This window comes from Bacillus sp. CH30_1T (assembly GCF_008364765.1).
Lineage (GTDB): Bacteria > Bacillota > Bacilli > Bacillales > Bacillaceae_B > Rossellomorea.
Genome location: NZ_VTUY01000001.1, coordinates 214518 through 237622 on the forward strand (window position 1 = coordinate 214518; position 23105 = coordinate 237622).

At 38.8% G+C, this 23105-nt stretch carries 14 protein-coding genes; all 14 read right to left on the minus strand.

Going from position 1 to position 23105, the window contains the following annotated elements; all coding sequences use genetic code 11:
• Positions 1–83 precede the first annotated feature (83 nt).
• The 14 genes from F0342_RS00995 to F0342_RS25600 all read right to left on the minus strand — a co-directional run bounded on the left by F0342_RS00995 (position 84) and on the right by F0342_RS25600 (position 23103).
• On the minus strand, positions 84–1172 hold the full coding sequence (locus F0342_RS00995) for a Ger(x)C family spore germination protein (protein WP_188048350.1): 1089 nt from the start codon (positions 1170–1172) through the stop codon (positions 84–86).
• Positions 1169–2293: a GerAB/ArcD/ProY family transporter gene (locus F0342_RS01000; protein ID WP_149154201.1), complete on the minus strand. Its 1125-nt coding sequence runs from the start codon at positions 2291–2293 to the stop codon at positions 1169–1171. Before F0342_RS01000 ends, F0342_RS00995 begins: the two co-directional genes overlap by 4 nt.
• Positions 2294–2315: 22 nt before the next feature.
• The gene (locus F0342_RS01005) at positions 2316–3608 is read right to left on the minus strand and encodes a spore germination protein (protein ID WP_188048351.1); all 1293 of its coding nucleotides are present in this window, start codon (positions 3606–3608) and stop codon (positions 2316–2318) included.
• A 200-nt stretch (positions 3609–3808) separates the two neighbouring features.
• Positions 3809–4966, minus strand: a complete 1158-nt coding sequence (locus F0342_RS01010; RefSeq protein ID WP_149154203.1) for a Ger(x)C family spore germination protein — start codon at positions 4964–4966, stop codon at positions 3809–3811.
• Positions 4963–6054: a GerAB/ArcD/ProY family transporter gene (locus tag F0342_RS01015; RefSeq protein ID WP_149154204.1), complete on the minus strand. Its 1092-nt coding sequence runs from the start codon at positions 6052–6054 to the stop codon at positions 4963–4965. The genes F0342_RS01010 and F0342_RS01015 overlap by 4 nt, the downstream gene beginning before the upstream one ends.
• A 35-nt stretch (positions 6055–6089) precedes the next feature.
• Positions 6090–7601 (minus strand): spore germination protein, encoded by a 1512-nt coding sequence (locus F0342_RS01020; RefSeq protein ID WP_149154585.1) that lies wholly within the window; start codon positions 7599–7601, stop codon positions 6090–6092.
• A 592-nt stretch (positions 7602–8193) separates the two neighbouring features.
• Positions 8194–8613, minus strand: a complete 420-nt coding sequence (locus F0342_RS01025) for a RidA family protein (RefSeq protein WP_149154205.1) — start codon at positions 8611–8613, stop codon at positions 8194–8196.
• 46 nt (positions 8614–8659) lie between these two features.
• The gene (locus F0342_RS01030) at positions 8660–9187 is read right to left on the minus strand and encodes a DinB family protein (RefSeq protein ID WP_149154206.1); all 528 of its coding nucleotides are present in this window, start codon (positions 9185–9187) and stop codon (positions 8660–8662) included.
• Between the two features lie 190 nt (positions 9188–9377).
• On the minus strand, positions 9378–10085 hold the full coding sequence (locus tag F0342_RS01035; RefSeq protein ID WP_149154207.1) for a DNA alkylation repair protein: 708 nt from the start codon (positions 10083–10085) through the stop codon (positions 9378–9380).
• An 87-nt stretch (positions 10086–10172) separates the two neighbouring features.
• Positions 10173–10385 (minus strand): helix-hairpin-helix domain-containing protein, encoded by a 213-nt coding sequence (locus F0342_RS01040; RefSeq protein WP_149154208.1) that lies wholly within the window; start codon positions 10383–10385, stop codon positions 10173–10175.
• A gap of 168 nt (positions 10386–10553) precedes the next feature.
• On the minus strand, positions 10554–11798 hold the full coding sequence (locus F0342_RS01045) for an MFS transporter (protein ID WP_149154586.1): 1245 nt from the start codon (positions 11796–11798) through the stop codon (positions 10554–10556).
• A gap of 985 nt (positions 11799–12783) precedes the next feature.
• The gene (locus F0342_RS01050; RefSeq protein ID WP_149154209.1) at positions 12784–14037 is read right to left on the minus strand and encodes a helix-turn-helix domain-containing protein; all 1254 of its coding nucleotides are present in this window, start codon (positions 14035–14037) and stop codon (positions 12784–12786) included.
• 290 nt (positions 14038–14327) lie between these two features.
• A complete protein-coding gene (locus tag F0342_RS01055; RefSeq protein WP_149154210.1) occupies positions 14328–18554 on the minus strand; it encodes a S8 family serine peptidase in 4227 nt (1408 codons plus the stop codon).
• Between the two features lie 706 nt (positions 18555–19260).
• Complete coding sequence (locus F0342_RS25600) at positions 19261–23103, minus strand: S8 family serine peptidase (protein ID WP_149154211.1); 3843 nt, start codon at positions 23101–23103, stop codon at positions 19261–19263.
• Positions 23104–23105: the final 2 nt, after the last annotated feature.

Consider the following 23105-nt stretch of genomic DNA (forward strand, 5'->3'; position numbering starts at 1 on the left):
GTTCACAAGGAACGCTCTTCCTCTTAATTCTTTTCCTCTAATAAAGTCAGCATCTACCTACCGAAAACGTTCATTTTCTGATGCTACCCCTTGTTAATTCCTTCCGTTTCCTCTTGTTGGTAAGTTCCATAATCTTTAATATTTAAATCAATTTTTAATTTAATGTTATATTGGGGCCAAGCTTCCTTCCACTCATTTCCATGATAAGTTTGTGAAAATGCCCTTTTAGTAAATAACCCTAATTGCAGTGGGTCTATATTTTGGTCTTGAAAAGATTTTAATAAACCTAATGTTTGTTTATGAATTTCATTTGTAATTTCCTTCTTTAACTTTTTTTGTTCTTTTACGTTAGATAAATCCCTTTCTCCCTGGTACTCGCTAATAATCCCGTTAAGTACAATTTTCAAATCAACTGTTTTATTTGATTCATTCATTATAAGTTTCAGCTTATTATGGACGATTCCGATACTGACTTGCAATTTTTCAAGTGGAATAACATCTTGATATTGTTTATTATCTAAAAGTATTTCAAATAAACTTGATTCTAATATAGTTAATTTTTGCACTATTTTATGGTTTTTCATGAGAGCAACCCCATTATAGTGCAGATCTTCTCCTTCCATTGAATAATAGGGTATGTATGGATCAGCAAACTCCGAATTAACTGCTTTCAAATATTGGTGCATGTCCGTTACAGTCATGATTCCCCCCTTTTCATTATGTTTCATTTCTTTGAAAAGAAAGTAATCCGTTAACTCATTTTGATAAAGAAGGTTTATAAAATCACCTTTAACGATCCCTAAAAAAAGTCGATCGGAGATAGCGGGATCCATATAAAGAACATTTATAATTTCTCTAATTCCTTCATCTTTGGCTAGGTCTTCATTGAAAAAGACTAATCTTAATTGACCTTCCTTCACATCCCGAAAGTATTGATAATTTAATTTCTTTTTGACATCTTTTAACAGAGTATCTTCTGTTGATAAAACCACTCTTTTTTCATCCTTTACTGGTGGTACCATCGTTGACACTTGATACTTTTCATTCTCACCTTTTTCAAAGTAGTACAAAATAGAGGGTGCAATGTCTTCTACTATATTGTTAGGATTATCAGCACAAGATGTCAAAAAAACACTTAGTATGCAAATGATAATACACGATAATTTTCTCATGATTTTTTCATCCTTTTTATGATAAAAAATCCCAGTGGAAGAAGTAAATATGCAATGGCTGTAATATAGATATAGCATGAAATCCATACTCTCTCCTGGAAACTTTCCACCCAATAGTTACTTTGAACAAAAAGTATGATACAAGCAATAAATACGAGAAAGGAAAAAAAGGTAATATTGTTTTCCTTGAGCCTTAATGAATACTGCATCCCTTTAAATATATAAAAATTCACAAGCGATAATGAGAATATCAATGGAAATGAAAAGAAAGGAATAATAAACATTTCAAGACGGTCAATGAAGGGAGTGTGTATGTACCTTGCCATGGTTACGAGTGGATACTCTACCTTATTCAAATAATCTGAACCGTAAAAGAGAACGGCTAGTATAAATAACAGTGAATATTCTATAAAGGTAACAGTGTTCCCAATGGTTAAATATTTATATATCTTTCCATCATCTTTTATCCGATTTTTCATAAACAATAGGAGCTCTGGACCTGAAAACGCAGATAACACATATAGGATACTATGGAGATCTTTATCGGCATTAAAATCGCCGATTAACGGAAATAATTCTCTGAATGATACATTAGGTGAAAAGAAAAATTGTATATAAGCAAAGACGATCCAACCTGAAAAAAGAAAGGCAAAAAAAGAAAACTTGGTTATTTGATGAACCCCTTTTGATGTTAAATATGCAATAACAGCTAATAACACAATCAATATAATGTATTGCCTTTGTTCCGGTAATAAATAAATTTGAATGATCTTTGTATACCCAATTATTATCACTGAAAATTTGATAAGCAACATTGGTATACCGATAAGGACGAGTGGGTAAAGGATGGGTTTGGGGAGTAAGGATTTAAGCTTTATGGATTCCGAATGATTACTAGGATTTAACCATTTACTTATCAAATACATGTTTATCTGTGAAATGATAAACGCCAAGATGATAATCCAGTAATGATCTCCACGTACTAATTGAGTTGGTAATAATAACACTGTGTACCCTACTTGGAGACGGTTTACGACAAAAACCAAAATCCACCCCTTAATAGGAGGAGATGCAGTCTTTGTATGGTTTAAAGGTTTAAAAAAGTATTGATATTTCATCATTAACCCTCTCCAAAATCTTTTCTTAAGAATCTGCCATCAAGTACGGTTTATTCATTGAATAAATTGAGTTCAAATGGATAATCAAAAAACAAAAACCGATTATTACTCCATATAAACCAAATTGAAATGATAATAAGAGAAATAATAACCGTAAAATTTTTGATGAAACACCCATTAAATAATTGGGAGTAACAAATGAAGAGACTGCCGTTATCCCTATTATTACCACAAGTACATTACTTGCAATCCCTGCCTGGATGGCTGCATCGCCAATGATGATACCTCCAACTACTCCGAGTGTGTTTCCTGTCTTCGCAGGCATCCTTTTACTTGCTTCCTTTAAAATCTCTAAAGTAAGAAGCATAAGTACCGACTCCCAAAAAGGAGTAAAAGGGACATCGGATCTGCTCTCAATAATGATAAATAATAGTTCAAGCGGAAGGGCTTCATATTCATGAGTGGTAACTGCAACATATAAGGGCACAAGCATGATAGACAATATATAGCCAGTCAATCTAAGAATTCGAATTAGAAATGCGGTTCGAGCAATATATATATAGTCTTCTGTGGATTCAAAGAAATCTAAAAAAGAAACTGGACCAATAAGAGCAAATGGGTTTTGGTCAATGATTATAACAATCTTTCCTGAAGTAAGGGCAAGACTGATCAAGTCTGGTCTGTCTGAAACCTGGAATTGCGGAAAACTGCTAAAAGGTGAGTTTTCTAGTCTACGACCCAAAAATGCAGAATTGATAATCAATTTTTCGTCTACGTTCTTAATTTTCTCTTTCATAAACTCAATCTCATCTTTATTGACTGATCCTTCAATTTGCAATAGTGCTATTTTGCTTTTTGATATTTTCCCCACTTCAAATATCTCTGATTTCAATTCGGCTGTGGGTAGATATCTTCTAACAAGAGTAAGATTAAGTTCAAGTTGTTCTGTAAAACTTTCTAAAGATGTATAAAGGGAAAATTCTTGATCAGACGATTCAATGCTTCGCCCTACATCTGAGGGGAGACTAATCGATAAAAAGAATGGTTCATTTTTTTTACTGACAATAATATTCCCTCTCAAAATTTTTTCTTGTGCTTTTTCTGATGAGGAATCTTTTTCGATATTAGTGACGGGAAACTTAACGACTTGATTTGAATTTTCTTCAAGCAAGTGTTCTATTACGTATTTATTTACGTCTTCTTTTTTAACCAAAGATGATATAAAAAATATTTTATACTCATTCATTTCAAGGAAGGAAAAATCACTTAATCCCTTAAACTTTTCCTTTATAAAAATCTCTAGGTTATCTTGGAACATGGATGTTTTCCCTCTCCTGCCTCTGGAATTTACCAAATTTCCGATAACATTGAAAATGTGGTGTGCCCAATAATTATTATGGATGTTCCAAAACTTTTTATTCGGTATATTAAATTCCGACAAAAGCCTTGAAGAGTTGATGACAGAACTGAATGAAGAAAGGCTGTGCAAAACAAACCTAAATACGAAATGCATTTTCATTATTCACTTATATGCATATTCAACGTAGATATTTGGACATCTACTTGATATTCGATGTTTGCTTGACTGAAAGTTTTGTCCCATTCATTTTTATGGCTTTTCCAATAGTCTGGGTGTTGAATTCTCACATAATCGTGAAATCCTATGACGTCTACTTTTAATTCCTGTTGGATTTTCTCTAAACTATTTTTTATTTGTCCTTCGATTTTTTCTTGTATTTTTTTTTCTAAATCCTTTATATTCTCTTTCTTTGTGAGTTCATCTGTTTCTGTGATCAATTCAGATATGTCCCCGCTTACTTTTGTATCAACTTGAAAGGACATTCGTCCATTCTCTAGTATAGGTTTAACTTTACGCTTGATGGTTTCAAGCTCATACGTAATCGGTTTGTTGCTGCCTTCTTCCCTTACCTTTACGATTCCTCCATCTGTTAAAGCGGTTAACCAATTCATTCCTACCAATTCTTCTTCATTTAAGAACCCGATTTGAGTGAGAGTATCTCCTTTAATCACAGCTGCGCCGGTGAGGACGATTTCATTATTTCTCTTCTCTATATTTTGTAACAAAAAACTAGATTTTGCCTCCATCGTTGCGTTGATTTTCGAAAGAGACATGGGTTCGATTAGCTTATTCGATTTTTCAATATGATCTGAGACCTCATTAATATGAACCGAAGGAATTCCATTCGTTTCCATGTTCATGATGTCACTAGACAATCCATCCGTAACCATGATTAAGCAACTCATCCTGGCTTCGGGGTCACGAATGAAGAAATCTAATAATTCTCTAATATTTCTTTTTTGGGCTACTTTACTGCTTAATACAACCAGTCTTTGATGTTGCCCGTTTAAAGTGTTTTTTCGTTTTAGTAAAACTTCCCGTGCGGTCTCAAGTAATGATTCACCTGTTTCATTCACATTGACAAAAGGCTTTGCATCACCTGAATACGTGTTAGAAGATTGATTTCCGGACACATTCACGAGTTGAAAGGTCACATTAATTAAATCCTCCTCTGAATACTCATTACTATTACTCTCACCCTCATCTATCCCAACGCCCAATAGAAGGTCCAATTTTTCAATATCCTTAGAACTCCAACATCCTGTTAACATTAGAACAGTGAGTAAGAAGATGAAAAGATATGTAAGATGCTTCAATTGAATTTCCTCCTTAAGAAAGAGACTGCTAGTAATAGGATTGGCAGTACACCAAATAAAAGGATTGCAGCATTTCCGAGCATATCTCCTAATGCAAATAATTGGTATATATTATTCGGAACCATCGAGATGATCAATACGATGGGAAGAAAGACAAGCAGAAACATCTTTATATCCTTGTTAAATAATTGTGAAAAACCAAGAGAGGCAGCATAAAGCGTGATGGAGATTGTAGCGAATATTTGTAAAATCCATACGATCAAAAACAACGAGTCAAAGCGTTCAAAAAATATGCCTGGAAATTCAAACGCATTGATGAGTGAAATAGTTGGCCAAGTCAGATTGCTTACCCCATCTATTGATAACGCACCTATGACAATAATGACTGTAATCAGGTAAAAAATCGTCGGTAGTAATACTCCAATAAAGACAATCTTTTTCCCTTTCTTGGGTTCAGTTAAGTAGGCCGATAAAATAATCATTAACTCAATTCCAATGTATGAGAGAGAGGTTGTTTTAACGCCCTTTAACACGGGGAGGATTCCATCTCCCATAACAGGGCGTAGATTATTGATTTCAAATAAACCCAAACTCATTGTCGCAATTAAGATGAAAACGATGACGGTAAGGGGAAAAATAACTTGGAACACACGTGCTATGGAATTAATTCCATCCGTATTTAAATAAAAGGCAAGCCAAAGAAACAATACAATTAATACTTGAATGGGAGTCCCCTCGAGCAAATAGGTTTCGATAACTTCAGCCATTACCCTGACTTCAAAACTGGTGAGTGTGATGAAATAAATACTCATTGTTACCCCAAGGATGACACTGAGTATTCTCCCGACAATTTCTCGACTATACTGAAAAAAAGTTTTGTTAGGATATCTGTTATTGAGGGTTAAAATGACCATCCCTGCTATGATGGGAAAAATACTGCTGATAATAATGGTTATCCAGATATCAGGCGTCCCTACTTCAGCAGCAGCTGACCTTGGCAACGTTAATATTCCGACTCCAAGAATATAGTTAATGATGAGGATTATCGCTTGAGTAGGACTAATTCGTTCCTTTTGATTCAAATTCATTCAGTACAAGTCCTTTCAATAAGTGAAGTCTATGACTAGCCTTTTCTCATTTTATCGCCAGGCTTCAGAATTTCGGGTCTCCTTTTCATTGATTGGATCGGCAGCCTGATTAAAAAGTCTTTCCAATCGCTGACTTGGTACGGTACTGCTGGACCGAGGAAAGGAATTCCAAAGCTTTTCAAACGGACAAGGTGAATACAGAAAAAAAGAAAAAAGACGATTACACCGTAGAGTCCCAGAGTAGCACCTAAAAACATGGCTATAAATCTTAATATTCGTAATGAAATACTTAAAGTATATTGTGGGAGTGAAAAGGAAGAGATGGCCGTTATCGCCACAACAATGACTGTAACCGGACTAACAATACCTGCTTGCACCGCAGCTTCTCCAATCACCAGCCCCCCGACGATCCCAATGGTTTGACCGATAGGTTTTGGTAAACGCAACCCTGCCTCCCTTAATATTTCGATAGAAACTTCCATTAACAGAGCCTCAATGAGAACTGGAAATGGGACTCCCTCACGAGAACCGATAATGGAAATGGCTAGATTTGTCGGAATTAAACCCTGATGGAATGAGACAAAGGAAATATATAAAGCCGGAGTGAAGACTGATATGAAAGCAGCAGTATATCGTAATAACCGAATCAAAGAGCCCGGAATCCATCGATCATAATAGTCTTCTGGTGATTGCAGATACATATTGATAGTTACTGGAGCAATCAAGACAAAGGGGGTACCATCCAGTAATATGCCGACTCTACCCTCTGCCAATGCAGCGATCACTCGATCAGGTCGTTCCGTGCTTTGAATTTGCGGGAAAAGTGAGAAAGTACTCTCTTCAATTAACCCTTCTATATATCCAGATTCTGGAACATTATCGATGTGAATAGATTCAATCTTTTCCTTAACGTTCTGTATGATTGTTTCATTGGCAATTCCCTCTATATAGGCGATGACTAGTTCCTTTTTAAACCGTTCTCCAACTTGAAGGCTAATGAACCTTAGATCCTTATTTACACCAGCTTTTCTTAGAAGTGCTTGATTCTCATTTATATTTTCATTAAAACCATTTCTAGGACCTCTCACTACCTGCTCGGTTACAGGTTCTTCAATACTCCGATCTTTTGATTCACTTGTTTTTAAAATGATTGCCATATTAGATTTCTCATGAAGCAATGCTGTTTCCCCTCTTAAAATATGGGAGGTGATGATACTTATGTCCGATTCCTCATGACATTCACTCACTGGAAGCATTTCTTTAAGGGAATAAGGAATCCTCTCGTCATTTTTAGCGTTGAACATAAGAGGGTCTAAGATATTATTGTTAATAATAGTTGTATCCACTAACCCTCTCGTGAAAATGATCGAAGCCCTTGAATCATTAATGAAAAATTCTCGTGTTATGATATCGTTATTTTCCCCCAGCATTTCATTGATCATCGATATATTATTAGATAAATCACTTGAAATCATAAGGGGTGATTCCTTCTGTTTTGGTGAGTCAGGTTGATTCAATGCACCAATAAGTAAGGTCTTTATTTTCATGATGATAATGGGTACGATCAACGTTAGTATGGCATAGATGTATACGTTGAAATCGGGAAGGAATCCAATGACCTTATGAAGAAAATCCACTAAACAAACCTCCTAAATAAGCTTGCTCACATTTAGTTTCTCTTTAAAACTAAGGATTTATTCCAAAGATACAAGATCCGTTGGTTTTCGACTGATGCACAGCATATTACGGTTATAATAAATACTAATTTCATCCTTAACCAGAAAAAATGCAATGGTAGTCTGAGTAATGGATAAAGTGACATACTGATGAAATCTATTCTGTTCGAAATATTTTGCGAGAAAAGTAGGATCTTAATTTATGAAGAGGGAATTTATCACAACAAGAAATTAAAAGGAATTTGGGATAAAAAAAAATCCCCCGATTTATTTCGGAGGATAATCATGAAAATTAACTTTATAAATAGATAAGCCCATTATAGACTCTTCTTTCCTATTAATTTCCGTACAAGTTTCCTGTCGTTGACATCAATTCACCATTCTGACATGATCAAATCCGTTTGTGTAATTGGCTAGGCTGCCTGGATCTGTCCCCTATTGGAGCATCTCAATCGACTTCCTACTACTTTACATTTGTACCTTTTCCCACTGCAGCAATCGCTTCGATTTCCACCAATTGATGTGTGTAGCCGAGTACAGTCACTCCTGATAACGTACTGGGGACGTCATGATCTCCAAACTCTTTTCTTATCGCGTTCCAAGCCGTTACTAAATCAGACTGATGTTGAGATGCTACTAGTACCCGGGTATATACGACGTCTTTCAAGGAGGCACTACTCTCTTTCAGTACTTCCTTCATATTCTCCACACACAGTTTGGCTTGAAGTTCGTAATCATTGATATGAGGAACTTCCCCTTCTTTGTTAAGAGGACAGGCTCCGGCTAAAAAAAGGAGATCCCTGTCCGAAGGTACTCTTGCAGCGTATGCATAATCAACATCAGCTAATTGTGTTGATCGAATCAATGATATTTTTTTGTTCATGTTGTTCCCTCCATTTGTTTTGACGAATCCGAAGAGTCACTCATGTTTAAGAGTTCAATACCCCTAAATATTCTTTCCAATGTCCCACATCTTCCATATAACGATTGGAAAATACCCTTACAATTTGAGAAAGATGGGTCAAATCATGCACTACCCAAGTGGAGATTAGTTCACGGGCGCTGACCTTCCCGAAAGCAGGATGCATACCCGTTGCATCAAGGGAATGCTGGGGGTTGGCCACTAACTCTTTTAACTCATTCACATTCGCAGCTCTGAGCGAAGCAAACTCCAATATCTTCTCTTCAAGACTTTTGGAGGTGCCCTCTTCTAAATGTGAAAAACGATCAAAAACAGGAAACACCGTACTTTCCCCCTCTTGAAAGATCATCTTCAATCTCGGTATCCAATTGTGTTTCTCTCCTTCGATTAAATGCTCTACAACTTGAATGGCATTCCAGGTCCCATCTCCTTCATCACACTCCAACCATCCTTTCGACAATCCGGCAAGGAAACATTCAAGGGTCTTCGGGGTTCTCTCCAAGACCTCGATTCCTTCATTTAATTCAAAGTTCATAAGCTTTCCTCCTCAAATGGATATCACGACAGCAAAAGTGACGATAGGTCATCCTCGCTCACGATGCCTGCCCCCGGTACGTTAAAACAACGTATCGGGGGCAGGCATCAAAATGGGGCCAAGGGACCTGTCCACGTGGACTCTATTCCCGTAGGGTAGGGATGGTTCCCGATTTAGTGTTCCAAGTCAATTAACACCTTACATACTTCCGCTTAAAGCCGATCTTCCCACTCTCCACTTGCTTCTGAATATCATCGGCAGCCTTCAGGATACTGTTCTTTTTCTTCTCCCGTACCATTTCCACCGGTCCAATCTCTTTTGCTGTCTGAAGAGCCACATCATGAAGAGGTACATAAGAAACTCCGACTGTCGTGACGAAATTACTCATCGCCGATTTCGTCCGTTCTGGCGCATCATGGATGGTCTCTTTCACTTTCTCAAGCATTCCTGCAAGCTTCGTTTCAGAAAACTCTTCGTCCTTGCGATTCCCTAGCAACCAGCAGTAACAGCTCCATCCCGCTGACATCTTCAGCTCTTCCCCGCTTGCGATCCACTTATCGGCAACGTCCTGGGCAATGTCCGCTTCTGCCAATGTGACCGCCACCACGTAATCGGACAGCATATAAAAGTACGCCCCGTCGATCCAACGGTCAAAGTCTGCCTCCGTCATGGCCTTCGGATCGGCAATGACGCCTGCAAAGTACATGGCGTCGTAATTCCCTGTAGCATAAAGCTCCTCAGCCAACGCCTGATCCTTCTTGATCTTCTTGGCGATTGGTTTCATCGCACCTGTCGAGACGCCAAAGACCGGCTCGTGGGCACCATTGGATATGTACATTTTCTTCGATCGTTCCTTGCCCAGCGCTTCCAGCTCTTGCATTACCGTTTGTGAATCCATTCTATCCACTTCCTTTACTATATAGGTTGTCCATCTTATCATTACTAAAATGACTTATATGAATCCCACTTTTTCATCAAAGCCTGTTTATGATTTTTTGGCAAAAGACATCCCTTTTTCTTTCAGAGCCTCATTCAGAATTCGAACTGCTTTCGGTCCTACCCCATGAATCTTCAGAATATCGGATTCCGACACGCTGGTAAACTGCTCAAGGCGATAAAATCCGGCGTTATGAAGTTCACGGTTCGCGGGCTTACTCATCTTAGGCAATTCACTTTCTGGTGTTGGGTTATTGGTCATGTTCCTGTTCCCCCCTCTCAAATTATCTGTATTGCATCCAATACATCTGGAACGAATGCTCCTGTTTAGTATAAGTATTCTCCCTAAATATTGCTGTTCCTTTATTTCATGACAGAAAAAAGAGCTGCCACAATGACAGCTCTTTTTAACAGGTAATACAGATTCCATTTATTCAAGCGCAGGGGCAGGCTTCCCTGCTTCGATCAACACTTGGTCGCGGCCCAACATGACGGAAAGGAGGATGGTCAATACGCCTGTTCCGATGAGGAGCCATTCAATGGCGATGATATCTGCTAAGGGTCCGAATATCAGCATTCCAATCGGCATCATCGAGGTGGAGATCATCCCCATGACCCCAAAGACTCTTCCCAAGTAATTCTCTTCGATTTTCTCCTGCAGTAACACCATTGTCGGTGTATTGAAAATCGGCATGGCTACTCCGAATAAAGCCATGAATACGAGATAGAACCAAAAGACCGGAACGATACCAAGGGCAAAGGTGCAGAATCCCATTATCAGACTTGCGAAGGTCATCGTGGCAATCTTATTTTTAAACCCGCCCCAGGAAGCTATGATGGCTCCGCCTGCCATCATCCCGATGGAAAAGGCAATTTCGATGGCCGTCAATCTCCAAATATCGTCACCGAAGCTCCGGGTAACCTGCAACGGAGTCAGAAAGGCCGCAGGTGCCATCAGAACAAAAAAGATGGAGAAAAACAGGAAGAACTTCTTCAGGAACCCATGGCTGTTGACATATTGCAAGCCTTGCTTGAAGTCACTGAAGTAGCTTGTTGTTTGTTTGCCCGCAGCCTTCTCATGCACCGAGATTTTTAAAAAGGCCAGCAATGTGATGATTGCAATGGCTCCCGTAATGACATCGATGAAGAAGATGATTTCAATCGATGCCATCCCAAGCAATGCGGCACTGACCATTGGGGACACGAACATAATGACAGCTTGAATGCTTCCATTTGCCCCGTTCACCTTCGTCAGCTTCTCCTTTGGAACAATCTGCGGCAAAATCGCGCCGACAGCTGGTGTCTGAATCCCTGTTCCAAGCGCCCGGACCGCTGCCATGACAAACAGAAGCCAAATTGAATCGTATCCCATTAAGAAGAGAATCGCGAGAACCAGCGTTGAAGTCGCGATCAGTCCATCCGATAAAACAATCAGCAGCTTCCGGTTATACCGATCCGCCCAGACACCCGCTACCGGGGACAAAAGGAAGGTCGGAATAAACCCGCAAATGATGAACAACGTCATCATCAAACCGGACTCCGTCGTTAACGTGATATGCCACATGATCGCATATTGTACCAGGGACGACCCGAATAATGAGATCGTCTGACTGCTTAGAAAGAGAATGATATTCCTTAACCAATTCTCCTTATGATTTTGATTTACTTTGTTCATTTCCCACCAACTCATTTCTATTATTTAGTATAAAAACAAGCCTTGCCTACTAATTTTTAAAGACACAAAAAAGAGGGGAGACTCCTCCCCTCTTTAAAAATACCGACAAATACAGGTTTCCTTAAAAATAGACAGATCAATCCCATTGCTCTGAACATAGGCAGAGCCTTCAAACGTATTCAATTAACGAGTGAAAAGCGGGAAACGCAATCTGATTGATGCTGTCAACAGGAAAACCTCCATTTCATTTATAAGTAAGATAATCATAGCAGAGGAATACTGCTAGGGCAATCGTTTTTTGGGAAGAGGCTCATCAGCTAACTCTATGCCCCATTCAATTCTTAATGAAAGCCTGTTTTTTAAATTTTGTTGCTTTTGAAAAAGCGAGTAATGGTTGATTTCCGCTCCAGGTGCTCGCTTTCCGCGGGGCGTGAGTTGAGCCTCCTCGGGCTTTGCCCTGTGGGGTCTCAACTTTCCCGCTATTCCCGCAGGAGTCGAGCACCTTCCGCTACAATCAACTTTCTGAGCATTAAAAGAAATAAATAAAAACAAGAACATTTTCAAACAACCTCATTTTAGGTGAGTAGAGAATGATTTCCTTTTAATGAGGATTTCTGTTTTCTAATTACATTGTTCTTCTTGCACACCATTAAGCTCTGTCACGTAAATTCTCTTAAAGATGGTGAGGGGAACTGCGCAGACTCCTGCGGAAGTACGAGCGTGCCGAGACTCCGGAAGCTGAGGAGGCTCGGCCGAACGCCAACTGCAAGAGGAGCAGTTCCCCTCACCATCCAGCACAAACTGGTTACCTGAGCCCTGGCAGATCCTATGTTAGAAAACAACAATCTTTGCGAAAAGAGCCTATTGAAAAGTTCCCTTGAATTTCTTCGGCTTTTTAAACCCTTCAATCAATATTGAATCTGTATCCCCTATAACCTATATTCCTCTTCTATTCTCACATCGTAAGCAGTATAGTCCCATTTGTTCACTTTGACTCACCGTCAACAGCTTCATCCTTATTAAATGAGAGAAAGGCCAGTTCCAATGCCTTTTCTACTTCATTCTTTTTATAAAAATAATGAAATAGTTCCTTCTCTGAGCGTTGAACTAAATAGGCAAATCCATACTTTCTATAGTAAGGCAGACCTTCTGTATATAAATAATGAAAATACTGATCTTGTCTTCCTTTGATTAAATACAATAATAGGTTGAACAGGATCATAAATAATTCCTGGTGCATTTCCGTCGCTATGCGTAATCCCTCATTGGTCAACTGTATCAATTTTGCCTTTGATAATAAACCTGCCTCAAACGAGCAGCGGATATAGCCTTCAAAAGACAATAAGTATTCACTCGACTTCTTATTCTTTATACTGCATGATTCTTTATATAGCTCGCTTGCCTTTTGATAATTCTTTCTAACATAATAGAGGAACGCTAAATTATGTAATAGCTTCGATTTTCTTCTGATGGCATTACAAGTGACACAGCTTTCAATTAACGCTTCATATTGTTTTACAGTTTCTTTGAAATCATGGTGCTGATCAAATTGGAGTTGGACTAGCATGAGCATTTCAGTATCGATCACTCTAAGAAAGTTGTTACTTTTCTTAAAATAGTTCAATGCTTTCTCTGCATAGTGGTAGCACATAATTTGAGAGTTAAGATTATGATAGGCAACAGCAAGATGATAATAATATTCAGGATTATTGTATTCATTTTGCTTGATTGTTTTTAACGTATCGATTGCTTTGACATAATCGCTTTTCGCTATGTAATACATCCCTAGTATTTGTTTAAGCAAGTTCCTCTCATAATCGGATAAATGAAATTCGATTTTCCGGACATCATTTATGATCTCCTGTGCTTTGTCAAGATTATAATGAATGAGTTCGTATCTTATCTGGAGCAAACTGTAGAAATGTTTATAGTTGGAAATGTGAAGTAACGGCGCATTTTCAAGTTCTTTCTTGATAACTTCGACTTCTGGGAGCCCCTCTTTAATCATCACTTCATGCCAGCGATCAAGAAGCTCTTTGATTTCGTAAAGCTTCGCAAGCTCCTTGTTCAAATCGATACCCAAACGATCGGCAATGTGCAGGATCGTTTCAGAGGAATACTCTGTTAACCCTCGTTCAATTTTACTTAAATGAGTAACAGAACAAATTCCACTACCTAGCTCTTTTTGTGTTAATTTAGCTTTCTCACGATAAAACTTTATGATATTCCCCTCAATCATCCGAGCCCTCCCATTCTGCCTTTAAGACCATTTATTCACTTTTGTAATAAGGGAAAGTGTAATTGCCCATTTAGTAACCATTATACACTTTTCTAACTATCACTCCCACATGCCAGGGAGTTGATTCACATGCTGCTTCAAATGGAAAATGAGAACGAAAGAAAACCTCCCTTATTCAATGTAGGGAAAAAGGGAGGTGAAAAAATTTGATTTAGTCTCTTGTAAAGCTTTCAATAATAAGTCTCTTGAAAGAGGGCTTATAAAATGCCCTTTCAGCCTTCTCTACATTACTATTGATTTAATTCCAATCCAACGGAACGGAATAATTTCTCTAAAGTAACTTTTCCATGCTTTTCTTTTGGCTTTTTGTTCTTTTTAGCACCTTGTCCTTTTTCTAAGAAATTCTTTTCAATGAAACGAAGATCCGTTTCATCCACTTTTCCATCTTGATTAATGTCACCTTTATTTACTCCTACGCCTTCTTTTCCATAAGAGAATACTGAAATAATGGCGTCATTAATGTCAATTATATTATCTCCATCGACATCTCCGGCTAATTGCAATCCCGGATACATTCTTTCTTTTACTCCCAATACATCGCCATTCACCTCTTCACCTACAGTAACTGTCGTGTGGGATTCAAAGTGTCCTGGTACTTTCACCACTACCTTATAGGTCTCTTCAGATGCTGGAATACCGTGAATTTCAAATATTGATTTAGATGATTCGATCAGCTCACCTTCATATTTAGTTCCATCAGGTGAGGTTGCAGTAATTTTAACATCTTTATCATGTAAATCTACATTTACCCACCCTTCTTCATGAAGGAATGCTTCAGGTCCTAAATATCCCCAGACAACAGAGTGTTTAGGCACTATTTCTAACTGATCTGTAATAAAGCCTGGAACTTGTACAACTTCCTCTTCTCCAGATTTATGATATTTAGCTTCTGTAAAATTAAATGAAGAAATATAATCATAAAACTCGTCATTCGTGACCTTGAAGGTAACATCCAGAATAGGCATATCGCCATCTGCCCCTTTTAATGATTCCCCTTCTAAAAATGCACTAACAGGGATTTGATTCTCCCAAAGGTCATGTTTGATTTCGCCAACTTCCACTCTTGTGCTTAATTTCTTTTCATCTGCGAATTTCTTAAATTCCGGGTTTACTTGTGCATCAACGAACTCATAGTATGAATTTTGGTAACTAAGTTTAAACTCTCCACCAATTAGCTTCTCTACATTTTTCATCGTTAAAGTCACAGTTACTTCATCACCCAAGTACAGTTCGTCCTTATCAAGATCAGCCTTAGCATATTTTCCGCCTTTTTCTATGAAGTAATATTTATGCATACCCTTGCCTTGATCTCCTGCTGTGGCTGCATCAAATCCATAGAAACCAAAGTCAACGTATTGACCGTTAGCTACTTCTTCTGGAGTAACACCGAACTTAAAGCTTCCGTCCGCTTCAGGAGTAAAATAATGAGTCGGGAAGCCCCAGCCCTTACTATCATAGCCCACAACCGTATTCAATCCTTGGTCAACAGGACTTAATTGTCCATCCAGATTATTCCTTATTTCCTTTATTCCTTTTTCTTTCATAACATCTACGTTTGAATCGTAGATCTTTCCATTAAACCAACTGATCCCTTGCTCATCATCCTTGTTGTACTCAATTTCATAAACGCCGGGCTCTTTTTCCATTGTTATTTCCGGCACTTGATTATCAATGAATACATAATCTGATGGCTTAAACATTTCACCTTCTTCATTTGTCCCGATGATTTCAAGTTCATATGCTCCATCAGGCGCCAACACCATTTCCTCACTTATTGGGTTTTCTTCGTCCCCTGTAAACGGGTAGTATGCTCCACTACCGAAGACAAATGGTACTAAAAAGTCAACACCCAGCTGTTCGTTTAAGAATTCCGTATCAATCCAGCCTAGATACCCTAGATATTCACCTGTATCTCCATCTTTTACGACTAAATCCATGGTTTCCATCGGACTTCTCAAACCAACATTTAAGAACGTTGCAGGGACGCTCATATGTGCATGATACATGCTGGCGTCTGAAGCAAACGCAGGTCGGTCGACTGAATAATTTATTCCTCTATCAGCCACGATTATGGAGAAAGGAATTTGATATTTCTCGTGTTCGTTATCCGCATTTGTAAAATGGATATAGCCTTCATATGTTCCTGCCTCTGCTTCTTTCGGCACTTCAATACTTGGCGTCATTTCAACCTTACTGTTAGCCTCTACAGAGACTTTGTCATTTACAGTAATGACAAGGCCATTTGTTTCTGCATTATTTGCACCTGAAATATCAGAAGACAATAGTTCTACATTTACATTAAAATCTTTCTTTTTATCACTATCATTCTCTAATTCTACTGTTCTGCCATCTGCCGTTGATGAATCTTTTTGTTTATAATGATACCCGAAAGCAATGGCTCCTGTGATATCATCAATGACAATTTCATTAAAAGATTCATCTAAAGATATCGTTTCATCCATTACTTGAAGTTTCACTTCAGAATGAACAGCATTAGTTGGGTCAACTCTGCCGGCACCTACTTCAAATACACTGTAATCTTCACTTAAATCGTCTGCCGTATTCATTAATGCCGTTTTCACATCATATGGTGAATAGTCAGGGTTGTTTTGAAGGATCATGGCAGCAACACCGGCGGCATATGGTGTGGCCATGGAAGTTCCAGATAATCTTTCATACGCATATTGGTAATTTGAAGGATTTTCCTTATCGTTAATATAACCTGGTACTGTCGATAGGATACTAACACCTGGTGCTGTAATTTCAGGTTTAATATCGTAGGTTTTTAAGGATGGTCCACGAGAACTGAAGTCCGCTAATTTATCTCCTTCAGTTTTGATCTCACTGATTTCCTTAAATGTAAACATTTTCTCTTCAGTTAAAAGACCTTTTAGTCTTTCCCCCTCTTCCTTCGTCAAAGTGAAAGCAGGTATGTAATCAATACCTTCACCAAAATAGTAGGAAAGCTCTCCGTCAACATTATTCCATATGATGACTGCACTCGCTCCTGCATTTTTTGCGTTTGCAATTTTTTCATTAAAAGAAAGTGTACCGCGTTCAATCAATGCTAATTTACCAGAAAAATCTTTCCCACTAAAATCCTCGGCATAACCTAAACCTGCATCCACTACCTCAAGGGATGTATTCGTCAATTCGGCTATATTGTCATCAAAATGCTTTGCCATTAATTGAAGATTATATGAATCTTCCCCCATTTCGCCTTTTGCAGTAGGAATACTGACAGAAACATCACTGGCACCCACTGTTATGGCTAATGGTGATGTTCCAGGAGAACCCACTGTATAGTCATTCGGACCAGAATTCCCTGCAGCTACCAGCGCTACTGTTCCTGCAATCATGGCATTATTTAATGCAACGGATGTTGGATAAAGAGGATCATTTACTGTAGCTCCAAGCGACAGGTTAATAACATCCATCCCATCTTGAACCGCTTTATCAATACCAGCCAGAACAGAACCAGTAGACCCCGAGCCATAAGGTCCTAACACACGATAAGCATATAAATCCACTCCGTTTGCAACACCTGTGATAGTATGTTCAGAATCATTTTGACCTTGGCCTGCAATAATGCCGGATACATGTGTCCCATGAGATGTCCAATATGGAGAGCCATTCCATGTTTCCGGCCATGAAGCAGGATCCAGACCTTTCCACTCTTCATGAGTAGCTTCCATTGGATCATCATCATTATCTACAAAGTCATAACCGCCTTTGTACACATCCTCTAAATCTGGGTGATTATAATCAATACCAGTATCCAGGACTCCTACTTTTATCCCTTCACCATTGATTCCCTCATCATGAAGTCCATCAACTCCCAAGAAAGGAATACTATCATTCATCTGTGGAGAAATATCCTTTTTATCATCTACCGGAAGGTCTAGCTGTATCTCTTGATCTATCCAAACAGCTTTAACTTCTTGCAGTTCGATGAGTTCCAATACCTCTTTTGCCGGAAGTGTCATCGAAACTCCGTTAAACGCATTTTTATATTCCTTCTTAATCTTACTCTTTTTTGCTGATTTTGATTGGTTGATTTTTTCCTTAAACTCTTTATGGGACTTTTCCACTTTTTCCTGAGCATCTTCCAGTCGCAGCGCTGAAACGGATTTTCCTTTTGCTTTCTCATTTGCGACCTGTACAGCTGCAGGGTCTACTTGAAACTGAACGATAATATCCAAGTCTTCATCATTATTTAGATTGACATCGGATGAAATACGTAATTTAGATGCTTCATCCGAATATAAGTTATCAAACTGCAATCTTTGCTGCTCTGTCAGGCCCTTCAATGCACCTTCCACATCCGAAATTCCCGTTTGATCATTTGGAGCCTTTTTCAAGTAATCTAACCCCGTTGCCATCGAACTCATTGGAGTCATCAATAAACTTGCACTCAAAGCAGCTGACGCTACTCCCTTTAAAGTAGTAGACTTCACTAAAATTTTCCCCCTTTAGCCTTTTTTCAACCTAAACCGACAATTCCCGTTTTTTCTCTTTCAGAATGACAACTCAATGCAACTAGTAAATTATTACCAATACTTTTCGATAGTCAACTCCTTTTTTTATTCTTTTTCGAATAATCTAACTATTCACTCTGAATGTTAGCATGGTGCCTAATACACTGTAAATCGGGGTTTTGCTGCTGCAACACGTACGAACCTGTCCATTTGATTCAGTTCTATATAACCAAATAAGTTTTGCTGACATAGTCCTAAAGACTTATTTTTGTTGTTTGTCATTTGGGGTAATGCAAGATAAATGTGTGGAGGTATTTTCATGGTTGGTGGATCTTAATCTCGAGTGAAGAACCTGACTACATGTTAAATTAGGCTGGGACAAAACTAAAAAACCACCACATAAAGACGAACATTTCAGTGTAGGCACTGAATACCGCTAATGATTTCCGTACAAGACTACGCTTTCCGCGGGTAGCCCGTGAGCCTCCTCGGCAAGCCTGGTCTCGCATAAGTTACTCTTCCCGCAGGAGTCTTCGTCTTGCACTCCAATCAACCGCTGGAAAGGGCTAAATCTAAATGTCCATTTGAACAAATTGAAAACCCGAACCTAATTTGCCTCTTAGAATGCAAATTAGTTCGGGTATTAGTTAGACTAAAACATTTTTGTTCCAGCCTCAACTTTTTCTTAGTGTTTTACTGTTATGGTCTCCGGTTCAGATGTTAAGGAGAAACCTTTATCATCCGTACCAGTTACTGTTACATAATACTCTCCATCAGGATATTCAGTACTTGGATTCCACTCTAATCCATATAGGGAGTGCTCATTTTCAATATCCACATATTCTACTACATGACCTTCCGCATCGGAAATTTCAATATGCCAATCCATTCGGTTATAACCGAAGACTGTGATACTGGCAGGCTTGTTTTCGTTTACGTTTGTACCGGAAACATGCCACCATTGGATGAACGGTCCAGCATGCAGTAACTCCTCATTTCCAGCATAACCGAAACCTGTATTATAGAAATTATCAACTGCTAACACCATGACAGTCTCAGGTTTAACACTCGTAATATACTCTTTTTCACCACTTTCCATTAAATCATATATAGAATCATGATCATTTATCCAAAGTATACTTCCAAGATAGTCACTTTCTTCTTTTACATCCCAGGTAATTTTATATGTCCCGTCAGGTTGATCGGTTACCTTTATATTTTCTACATCTGGTGAAACAGAATCGATCTTAAACGGGATTTTGGTTTGCTGTGATTCTGCTCCCTCATAATTTAATGTACTTTCGTATACATAGTAATATTTTCCGTCTGGGAGATTATTCCCTTCGTCATCCTTTCCACTCCAAAACAATCCATCAAAGCCATAGTAATAATCCCCATAGCTCATAATATTCTTCCTGAAGGAAAAAGGACTTCCATCTTCCGTATATTCAGTAAAATTCGTGATATGAGCAACCTCGTTTCCTTGTTCATCTTCAACCTTTAGAGACATCTCCTTCAGATTTCGAAACGCCGTAAATGAAGGGTACATACCAGTCGGAAGCGATTTATGGGAATAGCCTACCTTCTCTTGATCAAATGAATTTGTATACAAATCAAAGCCTAACGGATACTGAAGCATGTCATTCCATAACACTGTATAACCTAAGTATGGGTCTCCATTAACTGGACTTTCATCAATATTATCAATGGAATCCCAGTTGCCGTAGAAGCCCATATAAGGCATTGTTAAAGAAGGTGTCTCTTCGTTCTTAGGTACAAGTCTTACAAATCCTTCTACAAACTGATTGTCTCGGAATTCCTCTGGAAGTTCTACCGAAACGTTTAATTCTACGTCTTTGTCTTTCATTGAAATCGTTGTTCCATTTTGATCGCTTATTTTCTTCCCATTGACTTTAACGGATGCGTTCTCTACTCGTTCGCTGGATAGAGTAAGGTACTCGTTGCTTTCGTCGACATTACCATCTTCGTTAAAATCGAATTCCTTCGTCACAGTACCATCCTTTAATACATCAACATATACGTCATATTCTGTCGGCTTTGCTACATTAACAGCAAAAGGTACTTGATATTTCTCTGTATCATCCTCTTCATTTACAAACGTGATATATCCTTCATAAATACCTTCACCCGCTGTTTTTGGCACAGATAAGAAAACATTTGTTTTCTTCGACTTTCCAGCTTTCACTTTTACCTTGTTCGAAACGGAAAACTGTACTCCATTCTTTTCCGCATCATTGGACAGTTCCGAATATTCAATTGAGGACGTAAAATTCTTATCCTCTGAACTTGAGTTTAATATTTTCAGAGAAGCATGTTCCCGGATGTTGGATCCTTCTAAAAACTTAGTCTCAAAGTTCAGATTTCCCATTGATTTATCGCTCACTTGGAACGTAATTTCGGAATCGTCAGGGTTTGCCGTTTCATCCTGAAATACGCTGAATACGTTGCCTTCAAGTGGATCTACTGTTAACGAAAATTTAAAGTTGTTTTCTACTTCTTTCAGTGCAACAGAAGCTGCCTGCTCAAGCTGCGCCCCTGTTTGTTTCAATAGATAAGGCGTCTCCACTGCCTGCTCAATTTTCATGAGCCCGGATCCTTGGCGCCTTGGTGAATATGGTACGTTTTCACCATTCGGATCTTTTAAAATTTCAGACGTGTTCATTAGAGCCATTTTAGCTTTCAATACTGTTTCTTCATTTTTCGGAAGTCCTAACTCCTGGTAGTATTTCTGCAGAAGCAGTGCTGCCCCTCCCGCAACATGAGGAGTCGCCATCGACGTTCCATTCCACGTTTCATACTGATTGTTTAGAACAGTAGAGCTTATTTTCCCACCTGGAGCTGTGATTTCCGGCTTAAAGCTTAGATCTGTTGGTGAACCATAGGAAGAAAAATTTGACATTGGCTCGTTAGCAGGGTTTTGTACCCAAAGTACTTCGGTTGATAACTTAGCAGTAATCTTTTCTCCGCTTTGCAGCCTCTCTGCTACCTGAACAGACTTGTTAATATCCGTTGTCACTGCTGGGATTGTGTAAGGAGAAAAGCGTACAGTGGCATAAGGTCCATGTTCATTTGCTGGAATTAGAATAAGAGCAATCGCTCCTTCTCTATTGACATTGAATTGAGCTGATGAATAAATATCATACGCTTGATCATATTGTGCCACAGCGATTTTCCCTTGTAAGTCTAACCCTTCTAAAGCTCCTTTAGAGGTATCACCAACAAAGACCAATTCATATTCTTTATCTGCTTCCAAAGAATCAATCAGCTTTTTAGAACTTGGCTGAAGTTGATACCCGAGTAAACTTCCATCATTTAGCTCGATCGTATCGATTCTCATCATGTCATTTTCAGAAGAAGCAACCTGAAGAGCAGATGGAGTTACTCCAGGGTCACCGACAAGTCCGATATCTGGATTTTTGGCTAATGGTAATAGAGATCTTTCCAGTAAGTTTTGCTTCGTGCTATAGGAAGCATTACCTGCAGCCGCAACGACTAAGACCCCTTGTTCTGTCGCATATTCAATTGCACGTTGAACAGGATCGTTTGGATCAACCATCCCTGCATCTGAACCTAAGCTTAAGTTGATAACATCGGCCCCAAGCTCTACCGCATGATAAATACCAGCTACGATGTCATCATCGTATGCAAAACCTCTTGTATCAGAGAAGACTTTTTCAGCTAATAATTGAACGTCTGGAGATACCCCGACTGCTTTCTGCTGAGTTTCTTCATATGCCCCTACAATTCCAGCCACATGTGTTCCGTGGGAATCACTAGCCGGGATGACATTATTATCTTTATCTGCCCAGTCATAGCCTGTCGGTACTTTGTCTGTATACCAAACATCATTTACTTCTGTGTCATCAAGTTCCGCTTGAACATTCTCTTCATTAAACTTGGCTTTCTTCTTCCCTTTCTCTGAAAGCTTCAAGGCCTCATGACGATAATCGATTCCTGAGTCTACAATCGCAACGACCATTCCGTCACCGCTGTAATTATATTTTGTCCAAACATTCATGGCTTCGACAAGTTCATTGCTCTTTACGTCCATGTGTTCATACGTTTTAGCGAGGCGAATATCTTTTACGCCTTCAGCTTCTTTCAGGTTCATAGCTTCTTCCCTCTTCATTTCCATACTGAAACCATAGAAGCCTGTGGAATACGTATGTAAGACTTTAGTGTCGCCACCTCTCTTCTTCATAAACGTATTTTTCACTTGCTCCACCAGCTGTTCAGGTGCTGATTTCGCTTTCTCATTCACCTCTACTTCAACGATTAAACGAACCTTTTCATTTGGATTGATCGTCGTCGAATCCTGCCCATATAACGGGTGGTTATCTTCTCCTGCTGTCAAGTCAGAAAAAAGCTGATCTTTATCTTTTCCCTTAAACTGTACTGGCTCCTGTTTCGACTGATAAAATTGAGCACCAGCTGGTGTAACGAAACTGCTAATAAGTAGTACAAACATGATTACGACCGATAATCTTCTTTTCAATGAACCCTTCATTT